At 45.8% G+C, this 20,119-nt stretch carries 18 protein-coding genes; 15 read left to right on the top strand and 3 right to left on the bottom strand.

Translation table 11 applies throughout. From position 1 onward, the window contains the following. Nucleotides 1-38: 38 nt before the first annotated feature. From fabD to VNE01S_RS00865, 11 genes are all read left to right on the top strand, one after another. Complete coding sequence (gene fabD, locus VNE01S_RS00815) at nucleotides 39-962, top strand: ACP S-malonyltransferase (protein WP_053395742.1); 924 nt, start codon at nucleotides 39-41, stop codon at nucleotides 960-962. A gap of 22 nt (nucleotides 963-984) precedes the next feature. Beyond that, nucleotides 985-1,719 (top strand): 3-oxoacyl-ACP reductase FabG, encoded by a 735-nt coding sequence (gene fabG / locus VNE01S_RS00820; RefSeq protein WP_053395800.1) that lies wholly within the window; start codon nucleotides 985-987, stop codon nucleotides 1,717-1,719. A 305-nt stretch (nucleotides 1,720-2,024) separates the two neighbouring features. Next, a complete protein-coding gene (acpP, locus tag VNE01S_RS00825; RefSeq protein ID WP_004406112.1) occupies nucleotides 2,025-2,258 on the top strand; it encodes an acyl carrier protein in 234 nt (77 codons plus the stop codon). A 90-nt stretch (nucleotides 2,259-2,348) separates the two neighbouring features. Then, the gene (gene fabF, locus VNE01S_RS00830) at nucleotides 2,349-3,593 is read left to right on the top strand and encodes a beta-ketoacyl-ACP synthase II (protein WP_053395741.1); all 1,245 of its coding nucleotides are present in this window, start codon (nucleotides 2,349-2,351) and stop codon (nucleotides 3,591-3,593) included. 78 nt (nucleotides 3,594-3,671) lie between these two features. After that, on the top strand, nucleotides 3,672-4,478 hold the full coding sequence (gene pabC / locus VNE01S_RS00835; RefSeq protein WP_053395740.1) for an aminodeoxychorismate lyase: 807 nt from the start codon (nucleotides 3,672-3,674) through the stop codon (nucleotides 4,476-4,478). Beyond that, entirely contained in the window at nucleotides 4,471-5,487 is a 1,017-nt protein-coding gene (gene mltG, locus VNE01S_RS00840) for an endolytic transglycosylase MltG (RefSeq protein ID WP_053395739.1), read from the top strand. Before pabC ends, mltG begins: the two co-directional genes overlap by 8 nt. Next, nucleotides 5,484-6,113, top strand: coding sequence for a dTMP kinase (gene tmk, locus VNE01S_RS00845; RefSeq protein ID WP_053395738.1), 630 nt, complete (start codon nucleotides 5,484-5,486; stop codon nucleotides 6,111-6,113). Before mltG ends, tmk begins: the two co-directional genes overlap by 4 nt. Before the next feature lie 2 nt (nucleotides 6,114-6,115). Beyond that, nucleotides 6,116-7,078, top strand: a complete 963-nt coding sequence (locus VNE01S_RS00850) for a DNA polymerase III subunit delta' (protein ID WP_053395737.1) — start codon at nucleotides 6,116-6,118, stop codon at nucleotides 7,076-7,078. Then, a complete protein-coding gene (locus tag VNE01S_RS00855) occupies nucleotides 7,069-7,845 on the top strand; it encodes a TatD family hydrolase (RefSeq protein WP_053395736.1) in 777 nt (258 codons plus the stop codon). Before VNE01S_RS00850 ends, VNE01S_RS00855 begins: the two co-directional genes overlap by 10 nt. 436 nt (nucleotides 7,846-8,281) lie before the next feature. Beyond that, nucleotides 8,282-9,712 (top strand): PTS glucose transporter subunit IIBC, encoded by a 1,431-nt coding sequence (gene ptsG, locus VNE01S_RS00860; RefSeq protein WP_053395735.1) that lies wholly within the window; start codon nucleotides 8,282-8,284, stop codon nucleotides 9,710-9,712. A 228-nt stretch (nucleotides 9,713-9,940) separates the two neighbouring features. Beyond that, on the top strand, nucleotides 9,941-10,363 hold the full coding sequence (locus VNE01S_RS00865) for a hypothetical protein (RefSeq protein WP_053395734.1): 423 nt from the start codon (nucleotides 9,941-9,943) through the stop codon (nucleotides 10,361-10,363). Nucleotides 10,364-10,404: 41 nt separating this feature from the next. On the opposite strand, the gene VNE01S_RS00870 is transcribed toward VNE01S_RS00865, so the two are convergent. Beyond that, nucleotides 10,405-10,998, bottom strand: a complete 594-nt coding sequence (locus VNE01S_RS00870) for an outer membrane protein (protein WP_053395733.1) — start codon at nucleotides 10,996-10,998, stop codon at nucleotides 10,405-10,407. Between the two features lie 131 nt (nucleotides 10,999-11,129). Here VNE01S_RS00870 and cydH point away from each other — a divergent pair, with 131 nt between their 5' ends. Continuing rightward, nucleotides 11,130-11,222 (top strand): cytochrome bd-I oxidase subunit CydH, encoded by a 93-nt coding sequence (gene cydH / locus VNE01S_RS19250; protein WP_156309858.1) that lies wholly within the window; start codon nucleotides 11,130-11,132, stop codon nucleotides 11,220-11,222. A gap of 10 nt (nucleotides 11,223-11,232) precedes the next feature. Next, entirely contained in the window at nucleotides 11,233-12,381 is a 1,149-nt protein-coding gene (locus tag VNE01S_RS00875; protein WP_053395732.1) for a patatin-like phospholipase family protein, read from the top strand. A gap of 46 nt (nucleotides 12,382-12,427) precedes the next feature. On the opposite strand, the gene pyk is transcribed toward VNE01S_RS00875, so the two are convergent. After that, the gene (pyk, locus tag VNE01S_RS00880) at nucleotides 12,428-13,870 is read right to left on the bottom strand and encodes a pyruvate kinase (RefSeq protein WP_053395731.1); all 1,443 of its coding nucleotides are present in this window, start codon (nucleotides 13,868-13,870) and stop codon (nucleotides 12,428-12,430) included. Nucleotides 13,871-14,107: 237 nt separating this feature from the next. On the opposite strand from pyk, the gene mlc reads away from it, so the two are divergent. After that, nucleotides 14,108-15,325: a sugar metabolism global transcriptional regulator Mlc gene (gene mlc, locus VNE01S_RS00885; protein WP_053395730.1), complete on the top strand. Its 1,218-nt coding sequence runs from the start codon at nucleotides 14,108-14,110 to the stop codon at nucleotides 15,323-15,325. A 240-nt stretch (nucleotides 15,326-15,565) separates the two neighbouring features. After that, a complete protein-coding gene (locus tag VNE01S_RS00890) occupies nucleotides 15,566-16,513 on the top strand; it encodes a chemotaxis protein CheV (RefSeq protein ID WP_053395729.1) in 948 nt (315 codons plus the stop codon). A gap of 526 nt (nucleotides 16,514-17,039) precedes the next feature. Here VNE01S_RS00890 and VNE01S_RS00900 read toward each other — a convergent pair. Further along, nucleotides 17,040-20,111, bottom strand: coding sequence for an error-prone DNA polymerase (locus VNE01S_RS00900; RefSeq protein WP_053395727.1), 3,072 nt, complete (start codon nucleotides 20,109-20,111; stop codon nucleotides 17,040-17,042). Nucleotides 20,112-20,119: the final 8 nt, after the last annotated feature.

A 20,119-nucleotide genomic window follows, 5' to 3' on the forward strand; every position in this document is an offset into this window, starting at 1 on the left:
GCATCTTTTCTTTCTTACTTTGTTTTAAGGAAAAATATATGAGCAACTTTGCTATCGTATTTCCAGGTCAGGGCTCTCAAGCTGTTGGTATGCTTGCTGACCTTGGCGAACAGTATGAAGTAGTTAAACAAACTTTCGCAGAAGCATCTGAAGCACTAGGTTATGACCTATGGGCGCTTGTTCAGAATGGTCCAGCGGAAGACTTAAACCAAACATTCCGTACTCAGCCAGCTCTTCTTGCTTCTTCTGTTGCTATTTGGCGTGTATGGCAAGAACTCGGTCTAGAGCAACCAGCAAACTTAGCTGGTCACAGCCTTGGTGAGTACTCAGCACTTGTATGTGCAGGTGTTATTGATTTCAAGGAAGCGATCAAACTGGTTGAACTACGTGGTCAACTAATGCAAGAAGCCGTACCAGCAGGTACAGGTGCGATGTACGCAATCATCGGTCTTGGCGATGATGCTATCGCGAAAGCATGTGAAGAAGCAGCGCAGGGTGATGTTGTTTCACCAGTAAACTTCAACTCACCAGGCCAAGTCGTTATCGCAGGTAGCAAAGATGCGGTAGAGCGCGCAGGTGCACTGTGTAAAGAAGCCGGCGCAAAACGTGCTCTTCCACTTCCTGTTTCGGTACCGTCTCACTGTGCGTTGATGAAACCAGCAGCAGACAAGCTAGCAGTTGCTTTAGAAGAAATTCAATTCAATGCACCTCAGCTTCCTGTTATCAACAACGTAGACGTTGCTGCTGAAACAGATCCTGCAAAAATTAAAGAAGCGTTAGTACGTCAACTATACAGCCCAGTGCGTTGGACCGAGACTGTTCAACTGATGAGCGAGCAGGGCGTAGAGAAACTACTAGAGCTTGGTCCCGGTAAAGTTCTTACTGGCCTAACAAAACGTATTGTGAAGACACTGAGTGGCGCAGCAGTGAATGACACTGCATCACTAGACGCTGCTAAGTAAACTCGAAGGAACAATAATCATGATGAACCTAGAAGGCAAAATTGCCCTAGTGACTGGCGCAAGCCGTGGTATCGGTCGTGCTATCGCTGAACTGCTTGTTGAGCGTGGTGCAACGGTTATCGGTACAGCAACCTCTGAAGGTGGTGCTGCAGCGATCAGTGAATACCTAGGCGAGAATGGTAAAGGTCTGGCACTGAACGTAACAGATGTTGACTCTATTGCTGCGACTCTAAAGACAATTAATGATGAGTTTGGTGCGATTGATATCTTGGTGAACAACGCAGGTATCACGCGTGACAACCTACTTATGCGTATGAAAGACGATGAGTGGAATGACATCATCGATACAAACCTGACGCCAATCTACCGCATGTCGAAGGCAGTTCTACGCGGCATGATGAAAAAGCGTGCAGGCCGCATTATTAACGTTGGTTCTGTTGTGGGTACTATGGGTAACGCTGGTCAGGCAAACTACGCCGCAGCTAAAGCGGGTGTAATTGGCTTTACTAAATCGATGGCGCGTGAAGTAGCGTCTCGTGGCGTAACCGTAAACACCGTGGCACCAGGTTTTATCGAAACCGATATGACTAAAGCGCTTAACGAAGACCAACGTGCGGCAACATTATCAAATGTTCCTGCTGGTCGTCTTGGCGACCCACGTGAAATTGCGTCAGCTGTTGTATTCCTAGCTTCTCCAGAAGCTGCGTACATTACAGGTGAAACTTTGCATGTAAATGGCGGTATGTACATGGTTTAATTGGCTGAATAAGCAGAAAAGGTGCACTTTTTCGTGAACATGCACCCAAATCACTGCATAATTGGTCAATTAACTTATAATGTCACTCATCCTGTTAGGGATTGTCATCAAAATAGCCTATATTTGGTGATAAATGGCATTAACTTGCGCAACATTTGTGCATGATATAAGTCAAAAATGTATTGAATTTCGGTTAAATTCGCTAAAATTGTGGTTTGACCAGCAAGGACCCCCTTGCAACTTTCAATAGTTCGAATAAACTACGGAATCATCGCATTGAGCGAAATCTGTAAAGGAAAAGAAAAATGAGCAACATCGAAGAACGCGTAAAGAAAATCATTGTTGAACAGCTAGGTGTAGACGAAGCTGAAGTTAAAAACGAAGCTTCATTCGTTGACGATCTAGGTGCTGATTCTCTAGACACTGTTGAACTAGTAATGGCTCTAGAAGAAGAATTCGACACTGAGATTCCAGACGAAGAAGCTGAGAAGATCACTACTGTTCAAGCTGCAATCGACTACGTGAACAGCGCTCAGTAATATCTCTCCCAGGCGGCCTTCTGGCCGCCTGTGTTTTTCTTAACTCTTCTATCCTCTCATAGAATCATTTCAATCCCGGAGAATAAAATCGTGTCCAAGCGTCGTGTTGTTGTCACTGGCATGGGTATGTTGTCACCGGTAGGCAACACTGTAGAATCATCTTGGAAAGCCCTGCTAGACGGTCAAAGCGGTATCGTTGATATCGATCATTTCGATACTGAGAACTTTTCAACTCGCTTTGCAGGCCTTGTAAAAGATTTTGACTGCACAGAGTACATGTCTAAGAAAGATGCTCGTAAAATGGATTTATTCATTCAATACGGCATTGCAGCGGGCATCCAAGCTCTAGATGACTCTGGCTTACAAATTACTGAAGAAAACGCAGCTCGTGTTGGCGTAGCGATTGGCTCAGGCATCGGCGGTCTAGACCTAATTGAAAAAGGTCATGCAGCTCTTGTAGAAAAAGGTCCCCGTAAAGTAAGCCCATTCTTCGTACCGTCAACCATCGTAAATATGGTTGCAGGTAACTTATCTATCATGCGCGGTCTTCGCGGTCCAAATATCGCGATCTCGACGGCGTGTACAACTGGTCTTCATAACATTGGCCATGCAGCTCGTATGATTGCATACGGCGATGCAGAAGCAATGGTAGCAGGTGGTGCTGAAAAAGCATCAACACCTCTAGGTATGGCTGGTTTTGGTGCAGCGAAAGCACTGTCTACTCGTAACGATGAGCCGCAGAAAGCTTCTCGCCCTTGGGATAAAGACCGTGATGGTTTCGTCCTAGGCGATGGTGCCGGTATCATGGTGCTAGAAGAATATGAGCAGGCAAAAGCTCGTGGCGCTAAGATTTACGCAGAAGTTGTTGGCTTCGGTATGTCTGGTGACGCTTACCACATGACTTCACCAAGTGAAGATGGTTCAGGTGGCGCGCTAGCGATGGAAGCAGCAATGCGTGACGCAGGTATCACTGGTACTCAAGTGGGTTACGTGAATGCTCACGGTACTTCAACACCTGCTGGTGATGTTGCCGAAATCAAAGGTGTTCGCCGAGCTCTAGGTGAAGAAGGTGCGAAACAAGTGAAAGTTTCTTCAACCAAATCTATGACTGGTCACCTACTGGGTGCAGCCGGGTCTGTTGAAGCAATCATCACTGTTATGTCTCTTGTTGATCAAATTGTTCCACCAACGATTAACCTAGATAACCGCGATGAAGGTCTGGATGATATCGACCTTGTTCCACATACTGCTAAGAAAGTAGATATGGAATACGCAGTTTGTAACTCTTTCGGTTTTGGTGGTACAAACGGTTCGCTAGTCTTCAAAAAGATCTAACGAGCATCTTAGCAAAATATGTTAAAACGGCTTAGTACTTCGGTATTAGGCCGTTTTGTTATTTAGGTGGAAGTAAAAGTGTATTGGGTAAATGGACAATTAACCGATTCAATCTCGCTAAGCGATCGTTCGTTTCAATACGGTGACGGGTGTTTTACTACCATGCTCACTGTTAATGGTGTGATCAGTCATTGGGATAAGCATATCCAACGTATGGAAGCGTGCCTTGATGCTCTTCAAATTTCTCTCCCGGACTGGAATATGGTTGAAAAGTGGCTGGAGAAAGCCGCTTATTCACAGGGGAAAGCAGGGTTGAAGCTGCACATCAGCCGAGGTGAGGGAGGGAGGGGATATAGCCCTACTCAAGTGACCTCACCAAATGTTACTATTAGCGCCTTTCATTTTCCTGCTCATTATGAAAAATGGTGCCGTGAAGGTGTCAACCTTGGCATATGCCACAAAAGGCTAGGTATAAATCCAATGCTGGCAGGCCATAAACACAATAACCGTCTTGAGCAGATATTAATGAAAGCGGATATCGAGCAACAAGGGTACAGCGATGGCATCGCTCTAGACTGCGAGGGTCACGTTGTGGAAACAACCATGGCGAACGTGTTCTGGTGTCGCGATGGTAAGTTGTATACGCCAACCTTGACCAAAACTGGAGTCGCTGGTGTCATGCGTCGCGTTGTACTCGAACAGGCCTCTAAAAAGGGGCTATTGGTCTGCGAAGGGGAGTATACCCTCAGTGATTTACTGACAGCGGACGAAGTTTTCATCACCAACTCGATACTTGGCGTCGCACCAGTTACCGCGATTGCAGAGCAACGCTACGCTATTGGACATATAACTAAAACAATTCAGGAGACCCCCTCTTGTGATTAAAAAGATCACTCTTTTCTTACTATTGCTCGCTGTCATTGCGGCGGCAGGCTATGGGTATGTTACTAAGCAGGTTGAGCAATACGTCACTCAGCCGATGCAACTAGAGCAAGAGCGCATTTTTACGCTAAAACCAGGAACAAGCTTTAATCGAGTGCTGTTTGAACTTTCTGAGCAAGGGTTTGTTAACGAAAGCAAATTCTCTAAGTTAGTTGGACGACTCTATCCTGAGCTAACGCAGTTGAAAGCGGGTACTTATTTACTGGAACCAGAACTCAACCTGACTGAGGCGCTTAAGTTGTTTAAGTCAGGCAAAGAGCACCAGTTCGCTATCACTTTTGTTGAAGGCTCCACCTTTAAAGAATGGCGCGAAGCATTAATCGAAGCTTCCCACCTGGAACATGTGATTTCAGGTTTAAGCGAAGTAGAGATTGCTAAAGAGCTAGGTCTTAAACACGAAAAACTAGAGGGTTTACTCCTAGCTGAGACGTATCACTATACGTTCGGAACTTCAGATCTTGATATCTTACAAAGAGCATCCAATAAACTTCAGCAAGTCTTGGATCAACAATGGGAGAAGAGACAAGAGAAGCTTCCGATCAAAACACCATATGAAGCGTTGATACTCGCCTCCATTATTGAAAAAGAGACAGCAGTTGAAGAGGAACGTGAACGCGTTGCATCTGTCTTTGTCAATCGACTTAACAAACGCATGCGGTTACAAACCGATCCGACCGTTATTTACGGAATGGGGGATAAATACGATGGTAATATTCGTAAGAAAGATCTGCGAACCCCTACCCCTTATAACACCTATGTGATCTCAGGTTTGCCACCGACTCCAATCGCAATGCCTGGTGAGGCTTCCATCGCTGCAGCATTAAACCCAGAGCACAGTAAATACCTGTATTTTGTCGCAAGCGGTAAAGGCGGACACGTATTCTCTAAGTCACTGGCCGAGCACAATCGCGCGGTACGTGCTTACCTAAAACAGTTAAGAAGTAACAAATGAAACAAGCTAAATTCATCGTCATAGAAGGCCTAGAAGGCGCGGGGAAAAGTACCGCGATCAATGCAGTACTTGAAACGCTAAAGCAAGCTGGCATCGAGAGTATTCGAAACACACGTGAGCCTGGCGGTACGGCCTTAGCTGAAAAGCTTAGAACCCTAGTGAAGCAAGAGCATGAAGGGGAAGAGCTGCAAGATATGACGGAACTTCTTCTCATGTATGCAGCACGAGTGCAGCTAGTTGAAAACGTGATTAAACCGGCTCTTAGGCAAGGCGTGTGGGTTGTTGGTGATCGCCATGACATGTCTTCACAGGCTTATCAGGGTGGGGGGCGTCAGATCGCTAAAGAAACCATGCAAGCACTCAAGCAGACCACACTGGGTGATTTTAAACCGGACTTGACGCTATACCTTGATATTGACCCGAGGATTGGTTTAGAGCGTGCACGCGGTCGTGGTGAGTTAGATCGTATTGAGAAGATGGATATGAGCTTCTTTGACCGCACGCGCGAACGTTATCTGGAATTAGCTAACCAGGATGATAGCGTGCTCATCATTAATGCAGCGCAAGATATTGATCACGTTGCCGCTGATATTAAATCTGCATTAGAGTCTTGGCTGGAAGCATAATTATGACTCAGCTTTACCCTTGGTTAGAAAGCATTTGGCAAGAGTGGCAAGCCAGTTTAGAAGCCGACAGATTCTCGAATGCTTCCATTCTCTCTGTCGACAATGGTCTTGGCGCTGAGAAGCTCGTGGAACGCTTTGCTCGTAGCGTAATGTGCAGTAACTACGCCACTGAAGCTTGTGGTTTTTGTCACAGTTGCCAGCTTATGAGCTCAGGCAGTCACCCAGACTACCATGTCATTAAGCCAGAGAAAGAAGGCAAGACGATAACCGTTGACCAAATTCGTCATTGTAACCGGTTAGCTCAAGAGTCTTCCCAGCTTGCGGGTATCCGTCTTTTTATTATCGAACCAGCGGAATCGATGAATGAGTCTGCGGCCAACGCTTTACTCAAAACGCTCGAAGAGCCGTCAGGTAATTGTCTCTTCCTGTTGGTTACCTACCGGGCAAACGCACTATTGCCGACGATTGTGAGTCGTTGCCAGCAGTGGTCAATAACCAACCCAGACTCGGTGTCGGTAGCAAATTGGTTAGCGAAGCAACAAGCGAAAGAAGTGCCCGCTTATGCTGCTCACATCAATAACAACGCGCCTTTAAAAGCTCTCGAGTTTGCTAATCAGGGTAATGTTGAGCACTATCAACAGTTCGAAAAACAGCTCATTGCTTTGGCCAAAGGGCAAGGGGATGTGATTAAACTCGCTAAAGAACTGGCAGCAAATCCAACCGAATACTTACCATGGATGTGGTATTTGCTGACAGATGCGCAAAAGGTGCATTTCGGGTTAAACGAGCCGTTTTTTACTCCGGGTTCTGGAGCGTTAGCGCAATGTCTGAGCTACGATGTACTGTACCAGCAGGCATTGACTTTGAGCGCTTTGATTGAGCAACTCAGAGAACATCCTGGACTCAATAGCGAGCTCCTAATTTTAGACTGGTTATTTAAATTCAACGAGGAATCATGTTTGTAGACTCTCATTGTCACCTAGACAAATTAGATTATCAGGAACTGCACACAGGAATCGAAGATGTTATCGCGAAAGCTAAGGCTGCCAATGTGACGGATTTGCTTTCGGTTGGCGTTACTCTGGACTCTTTTCCTAACATGCTTGAAATGATCAAACCTTATGAGAATGTCTATGCATCTTGTGGTGTTCATCCATTAGATGTGGAAAGTGACTTCTCATTAGATACTCTGCATAAGTACGCAGCGCATCCACGCGTTGTTGCTATCGGTGAAACAGGGCTTGATTACCACTATCAGCCTGAAACTGCTGACTTGCAAAAACTGAGATTTGAGCAACAAGTCGATTTGGCGGTTAATGTAGACAAGCCTCTTATTATCCATACCCGCAATGCAAGGCAAGACACATTAGATATCCTTAAAAATGGTCATGCGGAAAAGTGTGGTGGGGTGATCCACTGCTTCACAGAAGATTTGCCTTTTGCGCAAGCGGCGATGGAGCTTGGCTTTTACATCTCTATTTCAGGGATCGTCACATTCAGGCAAGCGACAGAATTAAAAGAAGTGGTGAAAGCGCTGCCGCTTGAAAGGTTACTGATTGAAACGGATTCGCCATACCTTGCGCCCGTTCCTCATCGTGGAAAACAGAACCAGCCAGCTTATGTAGTCGAGGTCGCGGCGTATATTGCGCAATTGAAAGGCGTCTCGCTGAGTGAAGTAGGAACAAAAACCACTAAAAACTTCAAAAGTCTTTTTTTGAAGCGTGAAATATAAAATGTATGTAAAAGGAGCGAGAGCTCCTTTTTTTATTCCTTGAAGAACTATGTAAACCATTACTTTATTATTTTTACCACTATTATCAACTTTATTGATAAAAAATACCCAGATTGTAATTTTGTTACGTGAAATAACAATGCGCTCTATTTTATTCACTGAATGAAATTAATATGTTTAAGTTATTTATTTTTAAAAAACAATAACTTAAACTAGTTGCAATGCCCTTTTTCTCCCGATTTCAACTGTGATCCACCTATTAGTTTGAAACTAAATTTCGTAAGTCGCTAGTAACCCTGTTCAGCATCAATATATATTTAGAGCCGGAAAATATAATGACATATGTGGTTACATTTTTGCTGGGTGCTAACATTTAGGCTACGGGGGTGTGCCGTTAGAACCCAATAATTCTTATAAACTTTTCAGGAGCATAAACATGTTAAAGAACGCTTTTGCTAACCTGCAGAAAGTAGGTAAAGCTCTGATGCTGCCAGTATCAGTACTTCCTGTTGCAGGTATTTTACTTGGTGTGGGTGCGGCTAATTTCAGCTGGCTGCCAGAAATTGTTTCTAATCTAATGGAACAAGCGGGTGGTTCAGTCTTTGGCCAAATGGCACTTCTATTTGCGGTAGGTGTAGCTCTAGGCTTCACAAACAACGATGGTGTATCAGGTCTTTCTGCTATCGTTGGTTACGGCATCATGGTTGCTACGCTAAAAGTGATGGCATCTGTAATGGGTGTTGACAGCATCAACACTGGTGTTTTAGGTGGTATCCTAGCGGGTGGTGTGGCTGCTTGGTCATTCAACCGTTTCTTCAAAATTCAACTACCAGAATACTTAGGTTTCTTCGCTGGTAAACGCGCAGTGCCAATCATTACTGGTTTCCTTTCTATTGCCCTAGGTGTGGTTCTGTCATTTATTTGGCCACCGATCGGCGCGGCAATTGCTTCATTCTCTGATTGGGCTGCACATCAAAACCCAGTAACGGCATTCGGTATCTACGGTATTGTTGAACGTTCACTGATCCCATTCGGCCTACACCACATCTGGAACGTACCATTCTTCTACGAAGCAGGTACTTGTGTGAACGGTGCAGGTGAGACTGTAAACGGCATCATGACTTGTTTCCTAACTGCGGACGATGCATCTCGTGCGGCAGGTAACGGTTTCGGTCAGCTAGCAGGTGGTTACCTATTCAAGATGTTTGGTCTACCAGCAGCAGCATTTGCAATTGCACACTGTGCTAAGCCAGAAAACCGTGCGAAAGTAATGGGTATCATGGCTTCTGCGGCTCTGACTTCATTCCTAACTGGTATCACAGAGCCAATTGAATTCTCATTCCTATTCATTGCACCTGTGCTTTACGCTATCCACGCTGTAATGGCTGGTCTAGCTTACGTGCTAACTAACTCTCTAGGTGTTGTACACGGCCACACATTCTCTAACGGTTTCATTGACTTTGTTGTTCAATCGCCACGTGCAGAGAACATGCTACTTCTAGTTGGCCTAGGCATCGCTTACGCAGTACTTTACTACGTTGTATTTACTTTCGTTATCCGCGCTCTAGACCTTAAGACTCCAGGTCGTGAAGACGAATCTGCAGACGAAGCAGTAGCAACTGGTTCTGAACTAGCAGGTGAGCTTGTCGCAGCATTCGGTGGCAAAGCAAACATTACTAACCTAGATGCTTGTATTACACGCCTACGTGTCTCTGTTGCAGATACTGAAGTTGTAAACCAAGACAAGTTGAAGCAACTAGGTGCCGCTGGTGTTGTAGTTGTATCAGGTGGTGTTCAAGCTATCTTTGGTACTAAGTCTGATAACCTTAAAACTGAGATGGATGAGTGGATTCGTAACCAAGGTTAATGGTCACTCAATCTGATTGAAAAGGAGGCGTTATGCCTCCTTTTTTGCATTTTAAGCCTAGTAAAAAGTCAATCAGAAAGAAGAGTATTATAATTAATTGAGTTGCGACTCACTTGCTGAGTGAGAGTCTATTTTCGCTGTCTAAACGCTGACCTAGTTCTGACATCTTTTCATGGTGAACATTGATAATTTTTAGTGATTGGATTTGCGCTTTCATAGGAGATTGAAATGAAAAAGATTATCGTACCGGCAGCATTGTGTTCGCTTTTTGCCCTAAACTCTTTACCTACTTTTGCTGAAAGCACTATGCCACAAGGTTTGTCGGCTGGTATGGCTTGGGACCAAGGTTTAAGTGCGGTGTTGGAAATCGAAGATCAGTACCGTTTTACCGTGGGTAACGATGGTGCTGCGTTTGACTACCTATTTAAGAAAGGTAGCTTCAACGCGAACACGCCGTTGACTTGGTATGTTGGTGTTGGTGGCTGGGGTAGCTGGGATGATGACGAGTTTGGACCTCGTGTGCCACTTGGTGTCGACTGGGCGTTCAGTCCGGGCTGGAACATGTACGGACAAGTACATCCGGAGCTGGATCTAGACTCAGGCCCTGATTTGCAAATTGGTGCGGCATTAGGTGTAACTTACTCTTTTTAATTTCACAATGAGGCAGCGAGTGCTGCCTCATTTATTTTGGCTCAAAAACGCAAAGTTACCCCTGCATTGGCGGAGAGTTGGTTCATCCACGAGGTATCAAAACGGATGATGCATGAATCTGAACCTGTTGTAGGAAGGTTGCACACACCAGATGTGTCATTGTCTACTACCGTACCTAACCATCGCAGCTGAGTGTTGAGCGCGAGCGAATCTGTCATATTAAACTCTAACCCACCCATTATCGACGCTGAAAAACCAACTTCATTTTCAACCCAGTCAGCGTCCACATAAGACGCACCTAAACCAGCGCCTATATACGACGAAATGTTGTTGTTCAAAGGATAATAAATACTGCTTTGGAAGTGCAGGTATTGCAAGTCTGCGTTTACATCCAACTCATCAACGGTTGTAGACTGTCTGGTATAGAAAAAACCGATCCGGCCCTTATCAAAAGTTGTTTCGATGCTTAGAGCAACATTGGACGATGCATCTAAATTGAAACGTTCTCCTCCCAAGCTTTCAACGCGACCACCACCTGTGAAGCCTACCCATGGGCTTACGTACACCTGCGCGGTTGCCGCCCAACTCAAGCCCATTAAGATATGAAAGATGATGAATTTAGTTGGATGTTTCATAGTGCATCTCCTAACTTTAATAGTAGACCTATTAATTGTGATGTTAACGTCATAATTATGTACAGAAAAGAGATATATTCTGAGCATATTTTCTACTGGTGTTGTTTTGTTGTTAATTAATGAGGTTTTTTATGGAACGCGATCTTAAGTTTGCACTTACGGTGGTAACAATCATTTTCACCGTACTGATTGGGTATGGTTTAGTTGCTATCACGTCTGCCTAAGGAAATCTACATGACAAACAGTGGTGCTGTGACCAACACCGCTGTGCAGGTAGATATCGATAGATTCAAAAAGTACACTGGCGGTAAACATGCCTTAGTAGCTCAGGGAGGCGGGCAAAGAGGGATATTTACAGCAGGTGTACTGGATGCCTTCATTCTTTCAGACTTCGACCCCTTTGACGCTTTCTATGGTACATCTGCGGGCGCGCTCAACCTCAGTGCCTTCCTTTGCCGCCAGCGCGGTATTGGTAAATCCTTCATATTAGAACTCACGACATCATCCGAGTTTTTCCATTTGTTCAGTTACATCCGTCGCCGACAGTTTTTGGGGTTAGATTGGGCTATGGACAAAATTACAGATTATCCATACCGATTAGATATTGACCTTGGGCGGCGCGTTTTAGGCAACCGTGAAGCGTATGCAGCGGTGACAGATACTAAACGCTTAATGGATCACTATTTGCCTATGTTGTCGGATGACTGGAAAAAAGTGCTGATCGCAAGTTGTGCGATCCCGAGGTTGTATCACCAAGCCATTGAATTTGACCACGGGACATATATTGATGGGGGAGTCTCCGCGTCGATACCAGTGCAGGAAGCCTGGCGAAAGACAGCGCGCTGTATTGTGGTGATTAGAACGGAAGGGGAGGATCTATTGCCAGAAGAAGAACCTGTTCCGCAAGAAGACCATGTGGAGTGGTTTCGTGATTCATTTAACTCCATTCAAGATCAGTGGCAAATCAAATTATCGCAATGGAAGAATGACTGGAACTCATTTTTTAACGAGAAAGTTGCACAAGCGAAGCATCAAAAAGCGAATCACCATAATTTGGAATCATTAAACGGTGGGCGTTGGCTGTTTGGTGCAGATGATATCTATCGCTTAAGCCATCTCTTGGGGGAAAAGTTTGATGCGGGATTAGCCGATATGCTGATGGTTCACTATCAAACTTATGCTTTAACGCAGAACTTTTTACATTCTCCGCCAGACGATTGCTTTATCGTTCAGATTAAACCAGATAAGCCACTTCGCTCGACCTCTCTTATGAGCGAAAAAGAAGACTTACTGCATGACTACCAAGTCGGGCTTGATGCGGGATACCGTTTTGTCGATATGTACGCCTCTAATGTTCCTAATGTAATTCACTTTGTTAAATAGGGAGCGTTGGCTCCCTATCGTCAATATTATCTACCTGGCGTTAATCTTACGCCGATAATATTCTCATACAGTTGGTTGCCCCTATAACATCCATGACATCCCCTTGAGTAATAATGACCAGGTCACCATCGTTGAGGAGTCCGCGCTGTTTTAGTGTTTCTACTGCCGCCTGTGCTGTCTCTAGTCCCGTTGCCGCTTTAGTGTCGAAATAAACCGGAAACACCCCACGATAGAGCGCGGATTGATTGAGTGTCCCTTCATTGCGTGACAGTGCAAAAATCGGCAAGCCTGAGCTCAAACGTGATGTCATAAGCGCCGTTCGGCCTGACTCGGTCAAAGTAATAATACCTTTGATGCCTCGCATGTGGTTGGCAGCGTACATGGTGGACATCGCAATGGTCTCCTCGCTGTTTTCAAATATTGAATCCATACGGTAGCCAGAGCGATTAATCGCGGCCATTTTTTCAGCGCCGAGGCAGACTTCTCCCATGGAGCGAACGGTTTCCACTGGGTATTTACCTGCCGCTGTCTCACCTGATAGCATCACGGCGTCTGTGCCGTCCAAGACCGCGTTGGCTACATCCATGACCTCCGCTCGAGTTGGCATTGGATTTTCAATCATCGACTCCATCATTTGCGTGGCAGTGATGACCGTTCTATTCAAGCTTCTTGCTCGTCGGATTAACTGCTTTTGCACACCAACCAGTTCCGCGTCACCAATTTCTACCCCAAGGTCCCCACGCGCAACCATAACCGTGTCTGACGCTAAGATGATGTCATCGATGTTTTCTTCGCTGGCAACGGTTTCTGCGCGCTCTACTTTGGCAACCATACGCGCTTCTAGCCCTGCGTCTCTCGCGAGTCGTCGAGCATATTTCATATCCTCACCGTTGCGAGGGAAGGAGACGGCGAGATAGTCCACTTGTAACTCTGCGGCCAGCTTAATGTCGTTTTTATCTTTTTCTGTTAGGGCATCTGCAGAGAGGCCACCCCCTTTTTTGTTGATGCCTTTGTTGTTCGATAATGCCCCACCAATCAGAACTTTGGTTCTCACTTCTGTACCACTAACGCCAACGACTTTAAGTTGCACTCGACCATCATCAAGAAGGAGAATATCGCCGCTGGAAACATCCTGCGGCAACGCTTTGTAATCAAGCCCAACAGAATCTTTTGTGCCTTTTCCTGGCTCCAGCGCGCTATCTAGCATAAAATTGTCGCCAACGTTCAGTTCTACTTTGTCATTTTCAAAGGTAGACACTCGTATCTTAGGCCCTTGCAAGTCACCTAAAATGGCGACATGTGTACCTAATTTAGCGGCGATATTACGAACACGAGTCGCTCTTTGACGGTGATCTTCTGCTTTTCCATGTGAGAAGTTCATCCGAACCACATTAACACCTGCTTCGATCATGGCTTCAAGAACGCCAGGTTTATCGGTCGACGGCCCTAACGTAGAGACAATTTTTGTTCTTCTTTGAGATGAGGTCATTCTGATCTCCTTGATCTGACACTTCTTGGTTAGTAACTAGTTTAGTCTGGGGAACAAAATACATATTTATTTATGCAAAAAAATAGAGTAGTAAATGTGACAAAGGCGGCGCGATTTGATGAAGTACACAAAGAATTATGTTTATACGTGACACTTGTCACGGCTACGTATCAAATCTCTTCACAATTACTTCGCAAAGTAAAAAAATTAGTCGGTTGTTGATATTCGGAGCATCCTATGTACATGGCTCAACCTGGCCATATTGATCATATCAAGCAGGTCAATGCTGGCCGTGTATATAAACTCATTGATCAAAAAGGCCCTATTTCTCGCATTGATTTGTCCAAAGAGAGTGAACTTGCACCAGCGAGTATTACCAAAATCACTCGTGAACTGATTGAAGCGCACTTAATTCATGAAACCACGGTTCAGGAAGCCACCAGTCGTGGCCGTCCAGCTGTTGGGTTGCAAGTGAATAACGAAGGCTGGCAGTTTCTTTCAATGCGTTTAGGTCGCGGCTACTTGACCATCGCCCTCCATGAGTTGGGCGGTGATGTACTGATCGATACCAAAATTGATATCCACGAGATTGATCAAGAGGACGTGTTGGCTAGACTGCTACACGAGATTGAAGAGTTTTTCCAAACATACGCAGACCAACTTGACCGCGTAACGAGCATCGCACTCACGCTGCCTGGTTTAGTGAACTCAGAGCAGGGTATTGTTCTACAGATGCCACACTATAATGTGGAGAACTTAGCGATTGGGCCCGAGATCTTCAAAGCGACAGGGCTTCCGGTGTTTATTGCCAACGATACTCGTGCTTGGGCTTTGGCTGAAAAGCTGTTTGGTCACTCGAAAGAGAACGAAAACTCGGTTCTTATCTCTATTCACCATGGTCTAGGGGCCGGCATTGTCCTCGATGGTCGTGTGCTTCAAGGCCGCCACGGTAACATCGGTGAGCTTGGTCATATCCAGATTGACCCGAACGGTAAACAGTGTCACTGCGGTAATCGAGGTTGTCTTGAAACGGTGGCCAGTTCCCAGGCTATCCGTGATGAAGTGACAGAGCGTATTGCCAACGGCGAAGCCTCATCGTTATCTGAAATAGAAGAGGTATCGGTAGAAGACATTTGTGAAGCGGCGGAGAATGGTGATCCACTTGCGGTTGATGTGGTAGAAAAGCTTGGTCGTTACTTAGGCTCTGCGATTTCTATTGTCATTAACCTGTTTAACCCAGAGAAAATCTTAATCGGCGGTGCAATCAACCAGGCTAAAGAAGTGCTTTATCCTGCGATTCAGAAGTGCATTGAAGAGCAAAGCTTACCTGTATACCACCAAGATCTTGAGTTGGTGGAATCTCGATTCTATAAACAAGCAACGATGCCGGGCGCGGCGTTGATTAAACAAGCCTTGTATGACGGCCTGTTATTGATGAAAGTCATTGAAGGCTAACTTACTCTCTAATCAGTCTTTTCTACGTAGCGATTTCAATATCATATTGGTACTATGCAACACCAATATGATATTGATAATTTTATCGCTCCTAACTTATCGTGTTCGAATTTTGTTGAGATCCTCTCTAATTCAGCATCTTCAAAGGATCCAGATAAAATTTATTGTCTTTGGTATTAGTTTTTATTTTAGTCTTTGATTAAGCTAAACCAGTTTATAACCCATTGGTAGAGAAGCAGTATGTCCGGAGTTTTAAATACCGTCGATCAACGCACGAATCTGGTAGGTGAGAACCGCTTAGAATTGTTGCTTTTTAGTCTGAACAGCAGACAAGTCTTTGCTATCAACGTATTTAAGGTACGCGAGGTTATTAAAGTCCCACCTCTGACCAAGATGCCAGGCTCGCACCATAATATTAAAGGCGTAGCTTCATTACGTGGTATCTCAGTGCCAGTGATTGATTTGCGCAGTGCCATCGGTTTTCCTCCATCTCGCCTAGAAAACCAAGAGCAAAACCTAATTATTACCGAATATAACCGTACCGTTCAGGGCTTTTTGGTTGGTCAAGTGCGCAATATCGTCAACACGGCGTGGACGGAAATTCAGCCACCGCCTAAAACGGCAGGGCGCGCTACCTACCTGACGGCAATAACCCGAATGACAGACGGCGAAAAACAAGAAATTGTTGAGATTATCGACGTTGAAAAGGTTCTAGCGGAAATCATTGATTACGACGTTTCTATTTCGGAAGGTGTGCTTGATGAAGAGCTTGCTGCACAAATGGTTGGTCGCAATGTACTGATTGTCGATGATTCTTCAACCGCACGCTCTCAGATCAAAGGTACTTTGTCTCAGCTTGGTTTGAACATTATTGAATGTCGTGATGGTCTGGAAGCATACCGCACGCTGCAAACCTGGTGTGATAATGGGAAAGATGTCGCCAATGAATTGCTGATGATGATCACCGACGCGGAAATGCCAGAGATGGACGGCTATAAGCTGACCCATGAAGTGCGCAACGATCCGCGCATGAAAGATTTGTTTATCACGCTAAACACCTCGTTAAGCGGCAGCTTCAACGAAGCCATGGTGAAGAAAGTCGGCTGTGACCGATTTATCTCTAAGTTCCAGCCGGATCTATTGGTCGAAGTCGCTCAGGATCGTTTAAGAGAAGTCCTGAAGAAGTAACAAGTAAACCAAAGGGAGCTAAGGCTCCCTTTGGTTTGTTAGTCAGCATGATAAAGATGATGAGTGGTGCGGAAGTGAACCAAGCAAAAAGGCATTTACTCACCGTGGTTTACTGGATATAAAGGACTTGTAATGCTTTTTTGGGTTTTTGCATACATATTTTCTTTAGTATTGATGAATTTACACTCTGTATCTTTTTTCCAAAAGATGAAAAATAAAGTGACTTCAAGAGATAAAGGATTATTTTGTTTTACTCTATGCCTTTACTTATTCTCTTTGGCATCCCTTTCGATGAAGGTGACGTCAATCTTTAATATTAGCGATGCGGCGCAGGTTTACTTGATAGCGAGCGGTGGGATCCCGCTCTTCATCGTTATTTGGTTGGCTGTACCAATAGACGATGAATAAGTGCGGCATGGTTCAGCTATAACGAAAGCGCTCGAACCAGTATCTTTTAGGTCACTTTTTCTTGTTCGATTAAACGAATCAACTTAGCTTGAATCGCGGATAATTAAACCACCATGGATTAATGAAAATCCCGCGATTTGCTCTGTAGTCCTTGCAGCTTCTCTGTCATATCAATTAGCCGTCCGGCGATAATGTGTGTGACTTCGCCTTCGCGTTCTAAAATGCCTTTCACCATGAGCACTTTAGCCGTCAAATAGGCTTGCTTTTGCGCTCTGGCGGTGGCTTGCCACACCACCACATTGATATTGCCGGTGTCATCTTCAAGGGTAAAAAACGTTACACCTGCGGCGGTGCCTGGTGCTTGTTTACCTGTGACGACACCAACTACCGTTACCAACGATTGGTGCGGTTTTTCTACCAGTTCTTGCATACGGCAAAAACGGCCGAGTTGGCCTGCTTGGTCGAGCAAAGTGATCGGGTGCTGATTTAAAGAGAGTCCCGTTGCGGCGTAGTCTTCCAATAAGGTCTGAACGTCTGACGGCGCTTGCACCGTATAAGGTTCCGGCTCTTCTACCTGACTGAATAACGGCAAATCGGATAACGAATCCATCATCGACCAGCGAGTTTGGTAGCGGTTATTGGCGATAGATTGCATCGCATCAGCGGAAGCGAGCAGTTCAATATCACGGCGGCTCAGGCCAATATGTTTCAGTTGTGAGGGATGACTGAACCCTTTGTTCGCGCGGGCTTTTATCAGTTGTCGGCTACTGTCGGGGCTAAAGCCTTTGACTTGTCTAAAGCCAAGACGAATCGCGAGCTGTTGCCCGCATCGCATCACCTGATGATCGTGTAAAGACTGGTTCACGCAAACGGGCAGTATTAACACATTGTGTCGGCGGGCGTCTTGCACTAACTGTGAAGCGCTATAAAACCCCATAGGTAAGCTGTTAAGCAGTGAGGCGTAAAAGGCTTCAGGATAATAGTATTTCAGCCATGCTGAGCAATAAGCCAGAACCGCAAAAGAAGCGGAATGACTCTCAGGAAAGCCGTATTCGCCGAAGCCCATAATTTGGTCAAAAATCCGCTCGGCAAACTCTTGTTCGTAGCCACGGCTGAGCATGCCATCGATCAGCTTGTTCTTAAATTTGACCAAGTCTCCGGTTTTCTTCCATGAGGCCATGGCGCGGCGTAGTTGGTCTGCTTCGCCGCCGCTAAAACCTGCGGCGACCATCGCCAGTTTGATCACCTGTTCCTGAAAAATAGGTACGCCCATGGTGCGTTCAAGCACCTCTTCAACTTCTTTAGAAGGGTAGGTGACGGGCTCGATACCATCACGGCGTTTTAAAAAGGGATGCACCATATCGCCTTGGATTGGGCCGGGACGGACTATCGCAATTTGCACCACCAAGTCGTAGTACGTTTTGGGCTTTAGCCGTGGCAACATGCTCATTTGTGCGCGCGATTCAATCTGAAACACTCCGATGGTATCGGCTTTCTGAATCATGCCGTATACGTCTTTGTCATCCTGCTTGCGGGTAACTTCCGCAATGGATAATTCGGTGTGATGCAGTCGTTTGACCAAGTCAAAGCACTTACGAATAGCGGTCAGCATGCCGAGCGCCAAGACATCAACCTTGAGCAGTTTTAAGCTCTCTAAATCGTCTTTATCCCATTGGATGACAGTTCGATCTACCATCGCGGCGTTCTCGACGGGCACTAGTTCATAGAGTGGCCCAGCGGCAATGACAAAGCCACCCACATGCTGGGAAAGGTGACGTGGAAAGCCGAGTATTTCGTTAACCAGTGAAATAAACTGCTCGCCCTTCATCGAAGATGGCTCTAAGCCAAGCTCGGTAATCTGTGCTTGCCAGCCGAGAGAACGGTCACGGCGGTTCACGTTTTTAATAAAGTAATCGAGTTGGCTCTCTTCTATCCCCAGCGCTTTGCCGACATCGCGTACCGCGCTTTTAAAGCGATACGAGATCACGGTCGCAGCCAATGCGGCGCGTTCACGACCGTATTTTTGGTAGATGTACTGAATCACTTCTTCGCGGCGTTCGTGCTCGAAGTCGACATCAATATCCGGTGGCTCATCGCGCTCTTTACTGATGAAACGTTCAAACAACACCGAGATCTGTCGTGGGTCGACAGCGGTAATCTCAAGACAGTAACAAACCACAGAGTTCGCCGCAGAGCCACGTCCTTGGTAGAGAATCCGGTTTCGCTTGGCGAACATCACAATGTCGTGAATGGTCAAAAAGTAAAACGGGTAATTCAGCTCTTCAATAAGCTCAAGTTCTTTATTAATCGTTTCTTCTATCTGGGCGGTCGTTCCTTCGGGAAAACGAATCGCTTTGCCTTTTTCTACGAGCTTGCGCAGGTAACTCATCGGCGTTTCACCGTCTGGGACTAACTCGCTTGGGTATTCATATTTCAGCTCACTCAAACAGAATTGGCAGCGCTCAGCGATACGCACGCTTTCGTCGAGCCACTCCGGCTTAAACAGCTTGGCGAGTTTGTCTTTACTGCGTAACGTGCGTTCGGTATTGGTGAGTAAGTCGGCTCCCATGTGGTCAACACTGTTGCCGTGCTTAATTGCGGTAAGCACATGTTGCAGAGGTAGCCGCGTGGCAGTGTGCATCAGTACGCCACCACATGCGGTGATTGGCAGAGAAAGCTCCTGCGCAAGACGCTCACAATGCTGTAAGTAGGCTTTGTCTTTGGCATCCAAATGGCGCTGTACGCCGAGCCATAGGCGGTGATTATGGTGCTGTGAGAGCCATTGTCCCCATTTTCTATCACTGGGTTTATCACTCGGAAGCCAAAGTAACAAACAATGTTTTACCGACATCAAATCCCATTCAGAAAGTTGATATTGGCCTTTTTCTGAGCGTCTACGGGCATTGGTGATGATCCGGCATAACTCGGCATAGGCTTCGCGGTTTGGGCAAAGCAACACGACCTGACACTCCTTATTGAGCCAGAACATGCTGCCGATGATCAGCTTTATCGCTAATTGATGTTGATTCATCGCGGTATAGGCACGAACTACGCCTGCGACCGAGCACTCATCGGTAATCGCTAATGAGTGATAGCGGAGAAAGTCTGCTTGCAGGATCAACTCCTCTGCGTGCGATGCTCCGCTGAGAAAAGAAAAGTTGGTCTGACAAAACAGTTCGGCGTATTTCATTATTGTGC

Source organism: Vibrio nereis NBRC 15637 (genome assembly GCF_001591105.1).
GTDB lineage: Bacteria > Pseudomonadota > Gammaproteobacteria > Enterobacterales > Vibrionaceae > Vibrio > Vibrio nereis.